We start from the raw sequence: 17,052 nt of genomic DNA on the forward strand, positions 1-17,052 counted from the left end.
ACGGAAGTAGTTCACGATGCGGGACGACAAAAGACTTGCGGGCCGGGCGATCGCTGCGCTCGATTGTCCTAATCCAAACGGCCTATACTGTCACTACCGGGAAAGCCGAAACGGGTACGCCCCACGCGCTTCGCTACCATCGGGCGTCTACGTTGGCGACGCGTACTTTGTTACAGTCTATTCCATCACACCCGTACACAATAATTTGGCTTCCTGGATGCGTAAAGTAAGTCATAAACATGATCCAATACCGCGACTGATGCGTTCAGATGCCTATATATAGGCTGTCATGCCCAGGAGTTTCCCCGATGCCAGCTTACCGTTTTCCCAAGATCGCCTCCGCGGAGATTACCCCGCGCGAGGTCTACATGCGCCGCCGGGAGTTTCTAGGTGCTGCGACACTCGGCGCGATGGCGCTGTACGGCGCCGGCAAGGCAAGCGCTGCGGCACTGTCAGTCGTGGATAGCAAGTATACCGTCGACGAAAAGTCCACTCCCCTCAAGGACATCACCAGCTATAACAACTTCTATGAATTCGGCCTGGACAAGGGCGATCCCGCGGCGCTGTCCGGCAACTTCAAACCGCTGCCATGGACGGTCCACGTCGACGGTATGGTCAACAAGCCCGGTACCTTCGACATCGAAGCATTGATGAAGGAGTTCCCGATCGAGAGCCGCACCTATCGTATGCGCTGCGTAGAGGCCTGGTCGATGGTGATCCCATGGGACGGCTTTCCACTGGCTGCCCTTTTGAACAAGGTCGAGCCACAGGGAAGCGCCAAGTACGTCGCCTTCGAGACCGTGGTACGACCGGATCAGATGCCGGGGCAGACAGGCATATTCCAGTCACTCGATTGGCCCTACGTCGAAGGCCTCCGTCTCGACGAAGCTCTCCATCCGTTAACGCTGCTTGCCGTCGGCCTATACGGCGAAACGCTCCCCAATCAGAACGGCGCGCCGATCCGACTGGTCGTGCCGTGGAAATACGGCTTCAAGGGCATCAAGTCGATCGTCCGTATCACGCTGACCGACAAGCAGCCGAAAAACACCTGGCAGGTCAGCAATCCCCAGGAATACGGCTTTTATGCCAACGTCAATCCGGCCGTCGACCATCCGCGCTGGAGCCAGGCGACTGAAAGGCGGATCGGCGAAAGCGGCTTCTTCGGTGCCAGCCGCCATCCTACCCTGCCGTTCAACGGCTATGGCGACGAGGTTGCCAGCCTCTATGCCGGCATGGATCTCAAGGCAAATTTCTGATGGCGGCTCTGTCTCTCAGTCTTCCCAAGCGGTGGCAGCCGGCGTCCGTCTGGCTGCTTTACGTGATCGGCCTGCTGCCAGCTGCCTGGACCTTCTATCTCGGCGCAACGAACCAGCTTGGCGCAGACCCTGTCAAGACGTTCGAGTTGTTCCTCGGTCTCTGGGCGATCCGCTTCCTGATCCTGACGCTCGCCGTCAGCCCTGCCCGCGATCTGCTTGGCTGGAACTATCTGCGCTATCGCCGCGCGCTCGGACTGCTCTTCTTCTACTATGTCGTGATGCATTTCACGGTCTACATGGTGCTGGACCAGGCGCTCGATCTGCCTGCAGTGCTGGACGACGTGCTGAAGCGGCCGTTCATCATGTTCGGGATGGCGGGGCTGACTATGCTGGTGCCTCTGGCGCTCACATCCAATAATTTCTCTATCCGTAACTTGGGATCGAAATGGATCTGGCTCCATAAGCTGGTCTATATCATCGCAGCCTGCGGTGCTGTGCACTTCGCGCTCTCGACGAAGGTGCTCGACCTCGAGCAGTACATCTACATCAGCCTCATCATCCTCCTGATCCTCTACCGCTCATACCGGCCGATTGCCCGCAGCAGGAAGCGCGGACGCGGCAGACAGGCGAGCGCTACACCCGCTCGAGTATCGGCAAGCTGATAATCAATTGCCATACGGAAGATGGGCTATTTGCGGACGACCACGTACACAAACGAAAACAGCCGGGCTTTGCAGCCCGGCTGTTTTGCTTCCGGCGAACCGAAAATTCAGGCAGCTTCAGCAGCGGCTGCTTCGGCTTCAACGCGAGCCTTGTCAGCTGCGCCCTTGGCATTTACGTCGCGATCGACGAATTCGACAACAGCGAGGGCAGCGTTGTCGCCCTGGCGGTAGCCAGCCTTCATGATACGCAGGTAGCCGCCGTTGCGGGTTGCGTAGCGCGAAGCGATCGCGTCGAACAGCTTCGAAACGACAGCAGCGTCGCGGATCTGCGAGATCGCCTGACGACGAGCGTGCAGGTCGCCGCGCTTGCCGAGGGTAACGAGCTTTTCGACGATCGGGCGAATTTCCTTCGCCTTCGGCAGGGTTGTGACGATCTGCTCATGGGTGATGAGCGAAGCCGCCATGTTGGCAAACATTGCCTTGCGGTGGCTAGCGGTTCTATTCAGCTTGCGGCCGGCTTTACCGTGGCGCATGGCTATTCTCCTTCACTTGCAGGCTATTGCCTGCCGTTTGAACGTTAGTATTGGTCTTCGTAGCGCTTGGCGAGATCTTCGATGTTCTCAGGCGGCCATGCCGGCACTTCCATGCCGAGGTGCAGCCCCATGGAAGCGAGAACTTCCTTGATTTCGTTCAGCGACTTGCGACCAAAATTCGGCGTGCGGAGCATTTCTGCTTCGGTCTTCTGAATGAGGTCGCCGATGTAGACGATGTTGTCGTTCTTCAGGCAGTTTGCCGAACGAACAGACAGTTCGAGCTCGTCTACCTTCTTCAGGAGCGCCGGGTTGAAAGCCAGTTCGGTGACTGCTTCCTCTTCGGTTTCCTTCTGCGGCTCGTCGAAGTTGACGAACACGCCAAGCTGATCCTGCAGGATGCGAGCCGCGAAAGCGACGGCATCTTCGCCGGAGATCGAGCCATCGGTTTCGATGGTCATGTTCAGCTTGTCGTAGTCGAGAACCTGTCCTTCGCGGGTATTTTCTACCTTGTAGGACACCTTCTTGACCGGCGAATAAAGGCTGTCGACCGGGATAAGACCGATCGGAGCATCTTCTGCACGATTGCGATCAGCAGGAACGTAGCCCTTGCCGTTGTTGACGGTGAATTCCATGCGGATTTCAGCGCCCTCGTCGAGCGTGCAGATCACATGCTCGGGGTTGAGGATTTCGATATCGCCAACCGTCTGGATGTCGCCAGCCGTTACAACGCCTGGGCCCTGCTTGCGCACGACCATACGCTTAGCGTCATCGCCATCCATCTTGATGGCGATTTCCTTGATGTTGAGCACGATGTCCGTCACGTCTTCGCGGACGCCCGGGATCGACGAGAACTCATGCAGCACGCCGTCGATCTGCACGGCCGTCACCGCGGCACCGCGCAGCGAGGACAGCAGAACGCGGCGAAGCGCGTTGCCGAGGGTGAGGCCGAAACCGCGCTCCAGCGGCTCTGCTACGAGCGTCGCCTTGATGCGCGAGCTCGAAGAGAACTCGACCTTGTTCGGCTTGATCAATTCCTGCCAGTTTTTCTGAATCATATTTTTGCCTTCCGTTCGTTGCCACCATCCAATCGTGGCAACCGAGCTTGAGAAGCACCGGGAGCGAAAATCCGCTCACCGGTGTTGTGAATGGCGATGATCAGACGCGGCGCTTCTTGCGCGGGCGGCAACCATTGTGCGGGATCGGCGTCACGTCGCGGATGGACGTGATCATGAAACCAGCAGCCTGGAGGGCGCGCAGAGCCGATTCACGACCCGAACCCGGACCGCAAACTTCAACTTCCAGCGACTTCATGCCGTGTTCCTGCGCCTTCTTGGCAGCATCTTCAGCAGCGATCTGAGCAGCGAACGGGGTCGACTTGCGCGAGCCCTTGAAGCCCTTCGCGCCAGCGGACGACCAGGCAATGGCGTTGCCCTGTGCGTCGGTGATCGTGATCATGGTGTTGTTGAACGTCGAGTTGACATGAGCAACGCCCGACGAAATATTTTTACGTTCGCGACGGCGAACGCGTACGGCTTCCTTGGCCATTTGTATCCCTTTCTTGGATCTCTTCACCGCCGTAATGCCAGCGGCTACACCGGAACGAGACCTCGCGGCCCTGCCCGAAACTCAAAAGAGGCCGGCGCAGACCGCCAGCCCCCTCATCTCCGGTTTCCCGGAAATTACTTCTTCTTACCAGCGATCGCCTTTGCAGGACCCTTGCGGGTACGAGCATTGGTGTGCGTGCGCTGACCGCGGACCGGAAGACCACGGCGATGACGCAGACCGCGGTAGCAGCCCAGGTCCATCAGACGCTTGATGTTCATCGAGGTTTCGCGACGCAGGTCGCCTTCAACCTGATAATCGCGGTCGATGGTTTCGCGGATCTGCAGGACTTCAGCGTCGGTGAGCTGATTGACACGACGGTCAGCCGGAATACCGACCTTCTCGACGATTTCCTGTGCGAATTTTGAACCAATCCCGTGAATGTACGTCAGCGCGATAACAACGCGCTTTGCGGTCGGGATGTTGACGCCAGCGATACGTGCCACGCCTATTCTCCTTGCGTTCCAGTTGCCATCCGGCAAGTGGTGTCTCGTTACACGGCCTTGGAAGGCCGCAATTACAATTCAGGTTCTCAACAAGTCAAAACGATCGAACCCGGAATTCCCTTGGGAAGTCCGCGCCGATCGCAGCAGATGTCGCGAGTTGGCGCGGTGTTTAGCGGAATCAGTGTCGAAAAGCAACTGTTTCCGCCAAGTTTTATTTCCAAAGCCCTAAAGCTTCGAAAGGATGGATTCGATCTCGCTTGTGACGTGATCGATGTCTGCCATGCCGTCAACCGACTTCAACTTGCCCTTGGCATAGTAGTAGCCGATCAGCGGCGATGTTTCCTTGTAGTAGGCGCCGAGTCGAGTGACGACCGTCTCTCGGTTGTCGTCCGGGCGCCGCTTGAAGTGAGTCGAACCGCAACGGTCGCAAACCCCCTCCACTTTCGGCTTCACGTTGATGTCGTGATAGCCAGCGCCGCAGTTGGCGCATGTATATCGACCCGAAACACGGTCAGCCAGGATATTCTCGTCCACCTGAATTTCGATGACCTTCGACAGTTCGATGCCTTTGCCCTTCAGCATGGCTTCCGTCGCATCGGCCTGGACGAGGGTCCTTGGAAAGCCGTCAAGTATGAAGCCCTTGGCGCAATCCGGAGCATCAAGACGCTCGGATACGATGGCATTGACGATCTCGTCGGAAACAAGCTTGCCAGCGTCCATGACAGCCTTGGCTCGCTTGCCGACTTCCGTGCCGGCCGCAACAGCTGCACGGAGCATATCCCCCGTGGAAAGTTGCGGAATTCCGTACTTTTCCACGATCCGCTGAGCCTGGGTCCCCTTACCCGCGCCCGGCGGCCCTAACAGTATAAGCCTCATCTCCCCCTCTTTCCTCCACGCAACTTCGATTTCTTGATCAACCCCTCGTATTGCTGCGCGATGAGATGACCCTGGATCTGTGCAACGGTATCGAGCGTGACGCTAACCACGATCAAAAGCGAGGTACCACCAAGAGCCAAAGGAATGCCCGTTTGCGAAACCAGGATTTCCGGCAGAATGCACACGAAGACCAGATAGATCGCACCAATCACCGTAATACGTGTCAGGACGTAATCGATATACTCCGCGGTCCGTTCGCCCGGCCGGATGCCGGGAATGAAGCCACCATGCTTCTTCAGATTGTCGGCGGTGTCCTTCGGATTGAAGACGATCGCCGTATAGAAGAAAGCGAAGAAGGCGATCAAGAGACCGTAGAGCAGCATGTAGAGCGGCTGGCCATGGCCAAGCGCGGCAACGATGGATGTCGCCCAGCCAGGCAAGGCAGTCGTGTTGGCGAAGCCTGCGATCGTCGCTGGCAGCAAGAGCAGCGAAGACGCGAAGATAGCCGGGATAACGCCAGAGGTATTGAGTTTCAGCGGCAGATGCGAGGTATCGCCCTGGAACATGCGATTGCCTACCTGGCGCTTCGGATACTGAATCAGAAGGCGGCGCTGGGCACGTTCCACAAAAACGATGATCGCGATGACGGCAATGGCAACGACGATCACCGCGAGAATAAGGGTGGTCGACAGGGCGCCCGTGCGGCCGAGTTCGAGCGTGCCAGCCAGCGCGGTCGGAAGCCCAGCAGCGATGCCCGCAAAGATGATCAGCGAAATACCATTGCCGATACCGCGCGACGTGATCTGTTCGCCGAGCCACATCAGGAACATCGTGCCGCCGAGGAGCGTGATGACGGTCGAGACACGGAAGAAGATGCCGGGATCGACGACAAGACCGTTGCCGCTCTCGAGACCAACCGAAATTCCATAGGCCTGCAGCGCGCCGAGGAGAACTGTCCCGTAACGCGTGTACTGATTGATGATCTTGCGGCCCTGCTCGCCTTCCTTCTTCAGGTTCTCGAGGGCCGGCACGACCGAAGTCATCAGCTGAACGATAATTGAAGCCGAGATGTAAGGCATGATGCCGAGCGCGAAAATTGCCATGCGCTGCACAGCGCCGCCCGAGAACATGTTGAAGAGACCGAGAATGCCACCGGACTGGCTGCTGAAAGCCTGCGCGTAAGCTTCTGGATTGAGGCCCGGGAGCGGAATATGCGTACCCAGCCGGTACACGAGGAGAGCTGCAAGTGTGAACCACAGGCGCTTCTTGAGATCCTCGGCTTTGGCGAAGGTCGAGAAATTAAGGTTGGAAGCCAACTGTTCCGCTGCAGACGCCATGCGATTCTCCGCGCTACCGATTTCAGGCTTCAGCCAAGCGAAGGGCTTCTACCCCGGAAACGGCATTTCTGAATTATTCAAAAGCGGGCTTCGGACGGATTGCGGGCGCAACCATGCCTCACCCTGTTTTTAGTCCCACCGTCCATGACGCACGTGCGTCCGCCGGTTTTTGTGAGGCTCACATATGGGAGCAAAATCGCCCGGTGTGAAGCACCCCGGGCGACTTATCATAGATTATATCATTCCGCAGCTGCGGCAGAAAGAAGCGTGACGGAACCGCCAGCCTTTTCGATCTTTTCGACCGCAGGCTTGGAAGCGCCGGCAACTTCGAACTTGACCTTTGCCTTCAGCTCGCCATCGGCGAGAACGCGAACGCCGTCCTTGATGCGACGGATAACGCCGGCAGCCTTGAGCGCTGCCGCGTCAACCGTTGACTTGGCGTCGAGCTTGCCAGCGTCGATCGCGGCCTGAACACGCTCCAGCGACACGACAACGAAGTCGGCCTTGAAGATGTTGTTGAAGCCGCGCTTCGGCAGACGACGGTAGATTGGCATCTGACCGCCTTCGAAGCCGTTGATGGCAACGCCCGAGCGGGACTTCTGACCCTTGACGCCGCGACCACCGGTCTTGCCCGAGCCCGAACCGATACCGCGGCCGAGGCGCTTGCGGCTGTGGGTCGAACCCTCGTTGTCTTTGATTTCATTGAGTTTCATAGCGAATACTCCCGGCTTACTTCTCGTCGACGACGCGAACGAGATGCTGGACAGCACGGATCATGCCACGAACGGAAGGGGTATCTTCCAGCGTGCGACGACGGTGCATCTTGTTCAATCCGAGACCGATCAGCGTGCGCTGCTGTACGTCCGGACGGCGAATCGGGCTACCGATCTGCTCGACGGTGACCGTCTTAGCTTCGGTCTTCTTTGTAGCCTTGGCCATGGATCAGCTCCTCTTATTCTTCAGAAGCGTTGCCAGAAGCGGCACGGCGAGCCTGAAGCGTAGCATACTTGATGCCGCGCTGAGCTGCGATGTCCTTCGGGTGAACCTGGTGCTTCAGAGCGTCGAAGGTAGCGCGAACCATGTTGTATGGGTTCGACGAACCAGTCGACTTGGCAACGACGTCGTGAACGCCGAGCGTTTCGAAAACGGCACGCATCGGACCACCAGCGATAATACCGGTACCGACCTTGGCCGAACGAAGCAGAACCTTGCCGGCGCCATGGCGGCCATGAACGTCGTGATGCAGCGTACGGCCGTCACGCAGCGGTACGAAGATCAGTTCGCGCTTGGCAGCTTCAGTCGCCTTGCGGATTGCTTCCGGCACTTCGCGTGCCTTGCCGTGACCAAAGCCAACGCGGCCCTTCTGGTCACCAACGACGACGAGAGCGGCGAAACCGAAACGGCGGCCACCCTTTACAACCTTGGCAACGCGGTTGATCGCGACCAACTTGTCGACGAATTCGCTATCGCGTTCCTCACGGTTCTGGCGATCGTCGCGAGAACCTCTTCTTTCCTGTGCCATTGTCCTTATCCTTTTTCTTTTGCGGGTGGAACGGCAAACAAAACGAAGACCGCATCAACCTCCTCATATGAAGAGTGTTTGCGGTCCGGTGAAAATCCGGCCGGAAGCTGCAAGCTCCGGCCGGAAATCGTGATCAGAACGACAGACCGCCTTCGCGAGCTGCTTCAGCCAGGGCCTTGATACGGCCGTGGTAGATGAAGGCACCACGGTCGAATACGACTTCCTTGACGCCAGCCTTGGAGGCACGCTCAGCAACGAGCTTGCCCACGAGGGCGGCGGCGGCTGTGTCAGCACCGGTCTTCAGAGAACCGCGCAGGTCCTTATCGAGCGTGGAGGCAGACGCGAGCGTCTTGCCAGCAACATCGTCGATAACCTGAACGTAGATGTTCTTCGAGGAGCGATGAACCGACAGGCGCGGACGACCATTGGCCACCGACTTGATTTGACGGCGCACGCGGTTGGCACGACGTGCAAGTGCTTCTTTCCTGCTAGCCATTTCGCGTGATCCTTACTTCTTCTTGCCTTCTTTGCGAACGATACGTTCGCCGGCATACTTGACGCCCTTGCCCTTGTAAGGCTCAGGACCGCGGTATTCGCGGATTTCGGCGGCGACCTGACCGACCTGCTGCTTATTGATGCCAGTGACAACAATTTCAGTAGGCTTCGGAACGGCAATCGTGATGCCTTCCGGGGTCTGGTAAACAACGTCATGGCTGAAACCGAGTGCCAGCTGCAGGTTCTTGCCCTGCAGCGAAGCGCGGTAACCGACGCCGCTGATTTCGAGCTTGCGCTCGTAGCCGTCCTTAACACCCGTGAAGATGTTCTCGATCATCGTGCGGGACATGCCCCACTTCGAACGAGCATCCTTCGACTGCGTGAGCGGAGTAACGACTACCGCATTATCTTCGAGCTTAACGCCGACTTCGTCATTTGCGACGAAGAAGAGTTCGCCCTTCGGGCCCTTTGCAGTAACCTTCTGGCCTTCGACCGTAGCCGTAATCCCAGCAGGTATCTGAACGGGCTTCTTACCGATACGAGACATGTTTCAATCCTGTCTGTTCGCTATGGAGATCGATGCCCGGTATTAGAATACCGAGCAAAGAACCTCGCCACCAACGTTCTGTTCGCGAGCCTGGTGATCTGCCATCACACCCTTCGGAGTCGAAAGGATGGTGATGCCGAGACCGTTCGCGACCTGCGGAATGGACTTGACCGAGACATAAACCCGGCGGCCCGGCTTGGACACACGGCCGATCTCACGGATCACCGATGCGCCTTCATAGTACTTCAACTCGATGTTGATCTCAGACTTGCCATTGCCGAAATCGACAAGAGCGTAGCCACGGATGTAGCCTTCAGCCTGCAGTACATCGAGAACGCGTGCACGGAGCTTCGAAGCAGGCGTCGATACCGACGACTTGCGGCGAGAAGCGCCGTTGCGGATGCGAGTGAGCATATCGCCCAACGGATCAGTCATTGTCATCTAACCTGCTCCTTACCAGCTGGACTTGACGATGCCCGGCACCTTGCCGAGATTGCCGAGTTCACGCAGCGCAATACGCGACATGCGCAGTTTGCGGTAGTATGCGCGCGGACGGCCCGATACTTCACAACGGTTGCGAATACGGGTCTTCGATCCATCGCGCGGCAGGGATGCCAGCTTGACCGAGGCCTTGAACCGCTCTTCGATCGGAAGAGCCTGGTTCATGATGGTCGCCTTCAGAGCTGCACGCTTTGCAGCCTGGTTTGCGACCGTATTACGGCGGCGCTTGTTCTTTTCAACTGCGCTTGTCTTCGCCATGTGTGGTTCCTTTTCTACGCTCGTCGTTACGGTTACTGACGGAACGGGAAGTTGAACTCTGTCAAGAGAGCCCGTGCCTCGTCGTCCTTCGTTGCCGTCGTGCAAACGATGATGTCCATGCCCCACATCTGATCAACCTTGTCGTAGTTGATCTCAGGGAACACAATGTGTTCCTTGATGCCCATGGCGAAGTTGCCACGGCCGTCAAAGCTTTTCGGGTTCAGGCCGCGGAAGTCTCGAACGCGCGGAAGCGCGATGTTGATCAGGCGGTCCAGAAACTCGTACATGCGAGCGCCGCGCAGGGTAACCTTTGCGCCGATCGGCATATCCTCACGGAGCTTAAAGCCCGCGATGGAGGTGCGTGCACGGGTGATGACCGCCTTCTGGCCAGCGATGGCGGCCAGGTCAGCTGCGGCAACAGACGGCTTCTTCGAATCAGCCGTTGCTTCACCAACACCCATGTTGATCACGATCTTGTCGAGCCTGGGGATCTGCATCTCGTTGGCGAAGGAGAACTTCTCCTGCATCGCCGCGCGAATGCGCTCGACGTATTCTTTCTTGAGCCGTGGCTCGTACTTTGCCTCAGCCATCAGATCACCTCACCGGAACGCTTGGCCACACGGACCTTCTTGCCTTCAACAACCTTGAAACCGACGCGGGTCGGCTTGCCGTCCTTGTCGATGATCGAGACGTTGGACAAGTGAACCGAGGCTTCCTTGCTGATGATGCCGGCTTCCTGTGTCTGCGTCTGGCGCTGATGGCGCTTTACGACGTTGACGCCACGAACCACGGCGCGATCTTCCTTGGGCAGAACCTGCAGGACTTCGCCGGTACGGCCCTTGTCCTTGCCTGCGAGCATGACGACCGTGTCGCCCTTACGAATCTTTTGCATCGTTCGCGCTCCTTACAATACTTCTGGAGCGAGCGAGATGATCTTCATATGGTTCTTGGCGCGAAGTTCGCGCGGAACCGGTCCGAAGATACGGGTGCCGATCGGCTCTTTCTTGTTGTCGATGAGGACTGCTGCATTGGTGTCGAAGCGGATGACACTGCCATCAACGCGACGGATTTCCTTGGCGGTACGAACGACAACCGCCTTCATCACGTCACCCTTCTTCACGCGGCCGCGCGGAATAGCTTCCTTGATCGAAACGACAATAATGTCGCCGATCGAGGCATACTTGCGCTTTGAACCGCCCAGCACCTTGATGCACATGACACGACGTGCGCCGGAATTATCCGCCACGTCGAGGTTTGTTTGCATCTGAATCATATCAGGTCGCCTTCTTGGTTTACCGGAATGGTTGGGCTTGCGCCCCCTACCCCGGCATATGAAAATTGTCAGCCGGCCGCTTGCCACGAGAGCAGGCGAAAACACGGCAATAGCTTGAATAGCGCGGGATCGATCATGCCAGGGTGGTTTCCCAACGGGACCTTCCGTGCGCTCAAAGCAAAAGAACGCTCGACGAACGAGCGTTCTGACGCTGCTTCATACAGATATTCCCGCGAGACGCAAGGCCTCGCGGAAAAATCTTACTTGCCTTGGGCGGAAACGACCGTCCAACGCTTGTCCTTGGAGATCGGTGCGCATTCCTCGATGGAAACGGCGTCGCCGATCTTAAACTGGTTATTCTCGTCGTGGGCCTTGTACTTCTTGGAACGACGAACGGTCTTCTGGAGCAGCGGATGAGCGAAACGACGCTCAACGCGGACAACTACAGTCTTTTCGTTCTTGTCGCCAACGACGACGCCCTGCAGGATGCGCTTCGGCATATTCTTAGGCCTTTGCTTCTGCCGCCTTCTGGCGGGCAATGGTTTTCACGCGGGCGATGTCTTTACGGACTTCGTTGACGCGGGAGGACTTTTCGAGCTGACCGGTGGCCTTCTGGAAGCGCAGGTTGAACTGCTCCTTCTTCAGGTCGGCAAGCTTGTCCTTGAGCTGATCGGCTGTCAGGCCGCGAACTTCTTCGGCTTTCATGTGCCTTGCTCCTTACTCTGCAATGCGCTGTACGAAGCGCGTCTTGACCGAGAGCTTGGCAGAGCCAAGACGAAGAGCTTCGCGAGCGATTTCTTCGCTGACACCGTCGATTTCGAACATCATGCGGCCTGGCTTGACCTTGCATGCCCAATATTCAACAGAGCCCTTACCCTTACCCATACGGACTTCGGTCGGCTTTGCGGTTACCGGAACATCCGGGAACACGCGGATCCATACTCGGCCGGCGCGCTTCATGTAACGCGTGATCGCGCGGCGTGCCGCTTCGATCTCGCGTGCATTCACGCGGTTCGGCTCCTGAGCCTTAAGGCCGAATTCACCGAAAGCGAGGTCTGAACCACCCTTGGCGACGCCCTTGATGCGGCCCTTAAATTGCTTGCGGTACTTGGTACGCTTTGGCTGCAACATTTTCTTATTCTCCGAACTTATCTGCCACCAACGCTATTAGGCGTTGTCGCGGCGACGATCGCGATCACGGCTAGCCGGACCCTGAGCATCACCCTCGAGTGCGCGGCGCTCGGAGGCCATCGGATCATGCTCAAGGATTTCTCCCTTGAAGATCCAAACCTTGATGCCGCAGATACCAAAAGCGGTTTCCGCTTCGGCTGTGCCATAGTCAATGTCAGCGCGCAGCGTGTGCAGCGGAACGCGACCTTCGCGGTACCATTCCGTACGAGCGATTTCAGCACCACCGAGACGGCCTGCGCAGGTGATCTTGATGCCTTCGGCGCCAAGACGCATTGCAGACTGAACGGCGCGCTTCATGGCGCGACGGAAAGCAACACGACGCTCGAGCTGCTGAGCGATCGACTGAGCGACCAGGACAGCGTCGACTTCCGGCTTGCGTACTTCAACGATGTTGAGGTGCGTTTCCGAGTTCGTCATGTCCGACAGCTTCTTGCGGAGCTTGTCGATGTCTGCGCCCTTCTTGCCGATGATCAGGCCCGGACGAGCCGAGTGGATCGTGACGCGGCACTTCTTGTGCGGACGCTCGATGACCACCTTGGAGATACCGGCCTGCTTCAGCTCGCTCATCACGAACTTGCGCATCTTCAGGTCTTCGTGCAGCAGCTGGCCATACTCGGCATTGTCCGCAAACCAGCGGCTATCCCAGGTACGGTTGATGCCAAGACGGAAACCAATTGGATTGATTTTCTGACCCATTATGCGGCCTCCTCGGTGGCTGCTACAACTTCGCGGACGACGATCGTGAGGTGCGCGAAGGGCTTTTCGACGCGCGATGCACGACCACGGCCACGAGCGTGGAAACGCTTCATGACGATCGACTTGCCAACGTAGGCTTCCGCCACGACGAGCGAGTCAACATCGAGATCATGGTTGTTCTCGGCGTTTGCGATCGCAGATTCAAGCGTCTTCTTGACAGCACCTGCAATGCGCTTGCGGGAGAATTCCAGCTCAGCGAGAGCACGCTCCACCTTCTTGCCGCGGATAGCCGCAGCAACCAGGTTGAGCTTCTGTGGGCTGACGCGGAGCGTGCGGGCGACTGCTTGCGCCTCGTTGTCCTTCAGCCGGCGTTCGGCTTTTGCCTTGCCCATCGTTACTTCCTCTTTGCCTTCTTGTCCGCACCGTGACCGTAGTAGGTCCGGGTCGGAGAGAATTCACCGAATTTGTGACCGACCATGTCTTCATTGACGTTGACCGGAATATGCTTGCTGCCGTTGTAGACGCCGAAGGTGAGACCGACGAACTGCGGCAGGATCGTGGAGCGACGGCTCCAGATCTTGATTACTTCTGCACGTCCGCCTTCACGAACCTTCTCAGCCTTCTTGAGAAGATAGCCGTCAATGAACGGACCTTTCCATACTGAACGAGCCATTGGAGACTTCCTCTCTTACTTCTTACGCTGATGACGCGAGCGCATGATCATCTTGTCGGTCGACTTGTTCGACCGTGTACGCTTGCCCTTGGTCGGCTTGCCCCACGGAGAAACTGGGTGACGACCACCGGATGTGCGACCTTCACCACCACCGTGCGGGTGGTCGACCGGGTTCATGACGACGCCGCGGTTATGCGGACGCTTGCCGCGCCATACCGTACGACCGGCCTTGCCGTCGTTGATGTTGGCGTGATCCGGGTTGGAAACAGCACCGATCGAAGCAAGGCAGGAGCCCGGCACGAGACGCTGTTCGCCAGAGTTCAGGCGAAGGATCGCCATGCCTGCATCGCGACCAACGAGCTGTGCGTAAGAACCGGCAGAGCGCGCGATCTGTCCACCCTTGCCCGGCTTCATTTCCACGTTGTGGATGATGGAGCCAACCGGGATGAACTGCAGAGGCATCGTATTGCCTGGCTTCACGTCAACAGCCTTTTCAGAGGCAATGACCTTATCGCCGGCAGCAAGGCGCTGCGGAGCGATGATATAGGCCTGTTCGCCGTCTGCGTAAGCGATGAGCGCAATGAACGCCGTACGGTTCGGGTCGTATTCGATACGCTGAACCGTGCCTTCGACTTCAAACTTGCGACGCTTGAAGTCGATCAGACGGTAGGTACGCTTGTGACCGCCACCGATGAAGCGGGCAGTGATGCGGCCGAGGTTGTTACGACCGCCGCTCTTGGTCAGACCCTGCGTCAACGACTTGACCGGCTTGCCCTTGTAGAGCGAGGAGCGATCAACGATGACCAGCTGACGCTGGCTCGGGGTCGTAGGATTGAATGTTTTCAATGCCATTTTTATATTCCTCAGAGACCGGTGGAGACGTCGATCGTCTGGCCTTCAGCCAAAGTCACGATTGCCTTCTTCACGTCCTTCTGCTTGCCGACAAAACCGCGAAAACGCTTGGTCTTGCCCTTGCGGAGCAGGGTGTTGACGGCCGTGACCTTGACGCCGAAGAGCGCCTCGACTGCAGCCTTGATTTCCGGCTTCGACGCCGTCTTTGCGACGTTGAAAACAACCTGGTTGTTTTCCGATACCAGAGTGGACTTTTCGGTGATCGCCGGCGAGACGATCACATCATAGTGGCGAATATCGGTCACTTGAAACGCTCCTCTAGAGCTTCAACCGCAGCCTTGGAAAGCACGAGCTTGCCGCGACGAACGATGTCGTAAACGTTGATGCCCTGGATCGGGAGAACATCGATATTCGGGATGTTCGCGGCTGCAAGCTTGAAGTTGCCATCAAGTTCAGCGCCACCGATGAAGAGAGCGTTGGTCAGGCCGAGCGTCGCAAAGGTCGACGCCAGCGCCTTGGTCTTTGCTTCCGTAGCAACCAGGTTGTCGATAATGATGACATCATCCGACTTCAGCTTCGCCGAGAGAGCGAGACGCAGGCCGAGAGCGCGAACCTTCTTGGGAAGGTCGTGTTCGTGGCTGCGGACAACCGGTCCGTGAGCCTTACCACCGCCACGGAACTGCGGAGCGCGAGCCGAATGGTGACGAGCGCGGCCCGTACCCTTCTGCTTGTACATCTTGCCACCGGTACGCCATATTTCGGCGCGGCCCTTGGCCTTGTGCGTTCCCTGCTGCTTCTTGGCAAGCTGCCAGCGGATGACGCGGGCTAGAATGTCTTCGCGGGGTTCGAGGCCGAAAATCGCGTCAGAAAGAGAAACCTTCCCTGCGTCTTTTCCCTCGAGGGTCTTGACGTTGAATTCCATTGGTCTGGCTCCCTTACTTCGCGGCCGACTTGACGGCGTCGCGCACGATGATCCAGGCACCCTTGGAACCGGGTACTGCACCCTTGATCAGGATCAGACCGCGATCTTCATCGGTCGAAACCACTTCAAGGTTCTGAGTCGTAACGCGCGTCTGGCCCATGTGACCAGCCATCTTCTTGTTCTTGAACACCTTGCCCGGATCCTGACGCGAGCCAGTCGAACCGTGCGAACGGTGCGAAACCGACACACCGTGCGTAGCGCGCAGACCGCCGAAGCCGTGACGCTTCATGGCGCCGGCAAAGCCCTTACCAATGGTCGTGCCCGTGACGTCGACGAGCTGTCCGGCGGCGAAGTGGCCAGCCTTGATCTCGGTTCCGACTTCCAGCAGGTTGTCTTCCGTCACGCGGAATTCAGCAAGCTTTGCCTTCGGCTCGACGTTGGCTACCGCGAAGTTGCCGCGCATGGCCTTGGACGTATTCTTGACCTTCGCCGTGCCAGCACCGAGCTGAACTGCAGCGTAGCCGTTCTTTTCAACTGTGCGCTGGGCCACGACCTGGACGGTCTCCATGCGCAATACCGTTACAGGGACATGTTCGCCAGCGTCGTTATAGACGCGGGTCATTCCCACCTTCTGTGCAATCACACCTGAACGCATCGGTTCAATCCTTCTCACTCAGCTCAAGAGACGTGACGTCTCAGAGCTTGATCTCAACATCGACACCAGCGGCGAGATCGAGCTTCATCAGCGCGTCTACCGTCTGCGGTGTCGGGTCAACGATGTCGAGAAGGCGCTTATGTGTGCGCATCTCGAACTGCTCGCGGCTCTTCTTGTCGATGTGTGGGGACCGGTTAACCGTAAACTTCTCGATGCGGGTCGGAAGCGGAACGGGGCCCCGGACGCTAGCTCCGGTGCGCTTCGCCGTCGACACAATCTCGCGCGTGGAAGCATCGAGAATTCGGTGATCGAACGCCTTCAGGCGAATGCGGATATTTTGGCCGTTCATTCGACGTTATCCTTGTGTTTGTTATTTTCATGTCTTTGTTGAAGACACGGATTGTTCGTATTTCCTAAGGCGGACCACCGGTTTCAAAGATCGAGAAGGACGCCGAGGTAAGGCATCCCTATCCAGTCTTCAGGCCTTGTCGGGCCACCTTATCGTTAGCTTTGTCGCCGCTTCGAATAACGAAGCAGCACGCAAACAGCGCTTGCGCGCCATTTGCCGTATTTCGCTGCAATATGCAAGCGGCCAGAGCCGCCCGCATCATAATAATGTCATCGAATCGGCGGCCCTGGATAAAGCCACCGGTTTCGATTACTCGACGATGGAGGCGACGATGCCTGCGCCGACGGTACGGCCGCCTTCGCGGATAGCGAAGCGCAGCTTTTCTTCCATCGCGATCGGAACGATC

The 17,052-nt window shown here is 57.8% G+C and carries 29 protein-coding genes and 1 pseudogene; 2 read left to right on the plus strand and 28 right to left on the minus strand.

The features are described 5' to 3' along the window. The first annotated feature begins 308 nt into the window (after positions 1–308). Both msrP and msrQ read left to right on the plus strand, forming a co-directional pair. A complete protein-coding gene (msrP, locus tag ASC90_RS13700) occupies positions 309–1,256 on the plus strand; it encodes a protein-methionine-sulfoxide reductase catalytic subunit MsrP (RefSeq protein ID WP_056541194.1) in 948 nt (315 codons plus the stop codon). Continuing rightward, entirely contained in the window at positions 1,256–1,918 is a 663-nt protein-coding gene (gene msrQ / locus ASC90_RS13705; protein ID WP_056541196.1) for a protein-methionine-sulfoxide reductase heme-binding subunit MsrQ, read from the plus strand. Before msrP ends, msrQ begins: the two co-directional genes overlap by 1 nt. Before the next feature lie 107 nt (positions 1,919–2,025). Here the strand turns inward: msrQ and rplQ are convergent, their stop codons facing one another. From rplQ to ASC90_RS28220, 28 genes and pseudogenes are all read right to left on the minus strand, one after another. Beyond that, a complete protein-coding gene (rplQ, locus tag ASC90_RS13710; protein WP_056541199.1) occupies positions 2,026–2,451 on the minus strand; it encodes a 50S ribosomal protein L17 in 426 nt (141 codons plus the stop codon). Between the two features lie 44 nt (positions 2,452–2,495). Beyond that, positions 2,496–3,506, minus strand: coding sequence for a DNA-directed RNA polymerase subunit alpha (locus tag ASC90_RS13715; RefSeq protein WP_024314764.1), 1,011 nt, complete (start codon positions 3,504–3,506; stop codon positions 2,496–2,498). Positions 3,507–3,606: 100 nt separating this feature from the next. After that, a complete protein-coding gene (gene rpsK, locus ASC90_RS13720; RefSeq protein WP_022718372.1) occupies positions 3,607–3,996 on the minus strand; it encodes a 30S ribosomal protein S11 in 390 nt (129 codons plus the stop codon). A gap of 134 nt (positions 3,997–4,130) precedes the next feature. Next, the gene (gene rpsM / locus ASC90_RS13725; RefSeq protein ID WP_037063318.1) at positions 4,131–4,499 is read right to left on the minus strand and encodes a 30S ribosomal protein S13; all 369 of its coding nucleotides are present in this window, start codon (positions 4,497–4,499) and stop codon (positions 4,131–4,133) included. A 225-nt stretch (positions 4,500–4,724) separates the two neighbouring features. Then, on the minus strand, positions 4,725–5,375 hold the full coding sequence (locus tag ASC90_RS13730; RefSeq protein WP_056541203.1) for an adenylate kinase: 651 nt from the start codon (positions 5,373–5,375) through the stop codon (positions 4,725–4,727). Next, complete coding sequence (secY, locus tag ASC90_RS13735; protein ID WP_056541206.1) at positions 5,372–6,712, minus strand: preprotein translocase subunit SecY; 1,341 nt, start codon at positions 6,710–6,712, stop codon at positions 5,372–5,374. Before secY ends, ASC90_RS13730 begins: the two co-directional genes overlap by 4 nt. A 239-nt stretch (positions 6,713–6,951) precedes the next feature. Then, positions 6,952–7,425, minus strand: a complete 474-nt coding sequence (rplO, locus tag ASC90_RS13740) for a 50S ribosomal protein L15 (protein ID WP_056541209.1) — start codon at positions 7,423–7,425, stop codon at positions 6,952–6,954. Positions 7,426–7,441: 16 nt separating this feature from the next. Next, positions 7,442–7,651, minus strand: coding sequence for a 50S ribosomal protein L30 (gene rpmD / locus ASC90_RS13745; RefSeq protein WP_007531681.1), 210 nt, complete (start codon positions 7,649–7,651; stop codon positions 7,442–7,444). Positions 7,652–7,664: 13 nt separating this feature from the next. Then, on the minus strand, positions 7,665–8,234 hold the full coding sequence (gene rpsE, locus ASC90_RS13750) for a 30S ribosomal protein S5 (protein ID WP_016553561.1): 570 nt from the start codon (positions 8,232–8,234) through the stop codon (positions 7,665–7,667). Positions 8,235–8,367: 133 nt separating this feature from the next. Then, positions 8,368–8,730, minus strand: coding sequence for a 50S ribosomal protein L18 (rplR, locus tag ASC90_RS13755; protein ID WP_034480424.1), 363 nt, complete (start codon positions 8,728–8,730; stop codon positions 8,368–8,370). Positions 8,731–8,742: 12 nt separating this feature from the next. Then, positions 8,743–9,276, minus strand: coding sequence for a 50S ribosomal protein L6 (gene rplF, locus ASC90_RS13760; protein ID WP_056541213.1), 534 nt, complete (start codon positions 9,274–9,276; stop codon positions 8,743–8,745). A 42-nt stretch (positions 9,277–9,318) separates the two neighbouring features. Then, the gene (gene rpsH / locus ASC90_RS13765) at positions 9,319–9,717 is read right to left on the minus strand and encodes a 30S ribosomal protein S8 (protein WP_018900264.1); all 399 of its coding nucleotides are present in this window, start codon (positions 9,715–9,717) and stop codon (positions 9,319–9,321) included. 12 nt (positions 9,718–9,729) lie between these two features. Next, the gene (gene rpsN / locus ASC90_RS13770) at positions 9,730–10,035 is read right to left on the minus strand and encodes a 30S ribosomal protein S14 (RefSeq protein WP_056541216.1); all 306 of its coding nucleotides are present in this window, start codon (positions 10,033–10,035) and stop codon (positions 9,730–9,732) included. A 32-nt stretch (positions 10,036–10,067) separates the two neighbouring features. Beyond that, the gene (rplE, locus tag ASC90_RS13775) at positions 10,068–10,625 is read right to left on the minus strand and encodes a 50S ribosomal protein L5 (RefSeq protein WP_056541219.1); all 558 of its coding nucleotides are present in this window, start codon (positions 10,623–10,625) and stop codon (positions 10,068–10,070) included. After that, entirely contained in the window at positions 10,625–10,927 is a 303-nt protein-coding gene (gene rplX, locus ASC90_RS13780; RefSeq protein ID WP_056541222.1) for a 50S ribosomal protein L24, read from the minus strand. The genes rplE and rplX overlap by 1 nt, the downstream gene beginning before the upstream one ends. Before the next feature lie 12 nt (positions 10,928–10,939). After that, positions 10,940–11,308 (minus strand): 50S ribosomal protein L14, encoded by a 369-nt coding sequence (gene rplN, locus ASC90_RS13785; protein ID WP_037063292.1) that lies wholly within the window; start codon positions 11,306–11,308, stop codon positions 10,940–10,942. 260 nt (positions 11,309–11,568) lie between these two features. Then, complete coding sequence (gene rpsQ / locus ASC90_RS13790; protein ID WP_056541225.1) at positions 11,569–11,808, minus strand: 30S ribosomal protein S17; 240 nt, start codon at positions 11,806–11,808, stop codon at positions 11,569–11,571. Positions 11,809–11,812: 4 nt separating this feature from the next. Continuing rightward, the gene (gene rpmC, locus ASC90_RS13795) at positions 11,813–12,013 is read right to left on the minus strand and encodes a 50S ribosomal protein L29 (RefSeq protein ID WP_016553554.1); all 201 of its coding nucleotides are present in this window, start codon (positions 12,011–12,013) and stop codon (positions 11,813–11,815) included. A 12-nt stretch (positions 12,014–12,025) separates the two neighbouring features. Further along, positions 12,026–12,439 (minus strand): 50S ribosomal protein L16, encoded by a 414-nt coding sequence (gene rplP / locus ASC90_RS13800; RefSeq protein ID WP_003573792.1) that lies wholly within the window; start codon positions 12,437–12,439, stop codon positions 12,026–12,028. Between the two features lie 36 nt (positions 12,440–12,475). Then, on the minus strand, positions 12,476–13,195 hold the full coding sequence (gene rpsC, locus ASC90_RS13805; RefSeq protein ID WP_018900270.1) for a 30S ribosomal protein S3: 720 nt from the start codon (positions 13,193–13,195) through the stop codon (positions 12,476–12,478). Continuing rightward, positions 13,195–13,587 (minus strand): 50S ribosomal protein L22, encoded by a 393-nt coding sequence (gene rplV / locus ASC90_RS13810; RefSeq protein ID WP_056541228.1) that lies wholly within the window; start codon positions 13,585–13,587, stop codon positions 13,195–13,197. Before rplV ends, rpsC begins: the two co-directional genes overlap by 1 nt. 2 nt (positions 13,588–13,589) lie before the next feature. Continuing rightward, a complete protein-coding gene (gene rpsS, locus ASC90_RS13815; protein ID WP_056541232.1) occupies positions 13,590–13,868 on the minus strand; it encodes a 30S ribosomal protein S19 in 279 nt (92 codons plus the stop codon). A 15-nt stretch (positions 13,869–13,883) separates the two neighbouring features. Further along, positions 13,884–14,720: a 50S ribosomal protein L2 gene (gene rplB, locus ASC90_RS13820; protein WP_056541235.1), complete on the minus strand. Its 837-nt coding sequence runs from the start codon at positions 14,718–14,720 to the stop codon at positions 13,884–13,886. An 11-nt stretch (positions 14,721–14,731) separates the two neighbouring features. Continuing rightward, the gene (locus tag ASC90_RS13825) at positions 14,732–15,025 is read right to left on the minus strand and encodes a 50S ribosomal protein L23 (RefSeq protein WP_056541238.1); all 294 of its coding nucleotides are present in this window, start codon (positions 15,023–15,025) and stop codon (positions 14,732–14,734) included. Next, a complete protein-coding gene (gene rplD, locus ASC90_RS13830) occupies positions 15,022–15,642 on the minus strand; it encodes a 50S ribosomal protein L4 (RefSeq protein ID WP_056541241.1) in 621 nt (206 codons plus the stop codon). Before rplD ends, ASC90_RS13825 begins: the two co-directional genes overlap by 4 nt. 13 nt (positions 15,643–15,655) lie before the next feature. Further along, on the minus strand, positions 15,656–16,297 hold the full coding sequence (gene rplC / locus ASC90_RS13835) for a 50S ribosomal protein L3 (RefSeq protein WP_056541245.1): 642 nt from the start codon (positions 16,295–16,297) through the stop codon (positions 15,656–15,658). A gap of 40 nt (positions 16,298–16,337) precedes the next feature. Beyond that, positions 16,338–16,646, minus strand: coding sequence for a 30S ribosomal protein S10 (rpsJ, locus tag ASC90_RS13840; protein ID WP_003547547.1), 309 nt, complete (start codon positions 16,644–16,646; stop codon positions 16,338–16,340). Between the two features lie 309 nt (positions 16,647–16,955). Next, positions 16,956–17,052, minus strand: a pseudogene (locus ASC90_RS28220) (elongation factor Tu); the annotation flags it as partial.

The sequence above is a fragment of the Rhizobium sp. Root1220 genome (genome assembly GCF_001426265.1).
GTDB lineage: Bacteria > Pseudomonadota > Alphaproteobacteria > Rhizobiales > Rhizobiaceae > Rhizobium.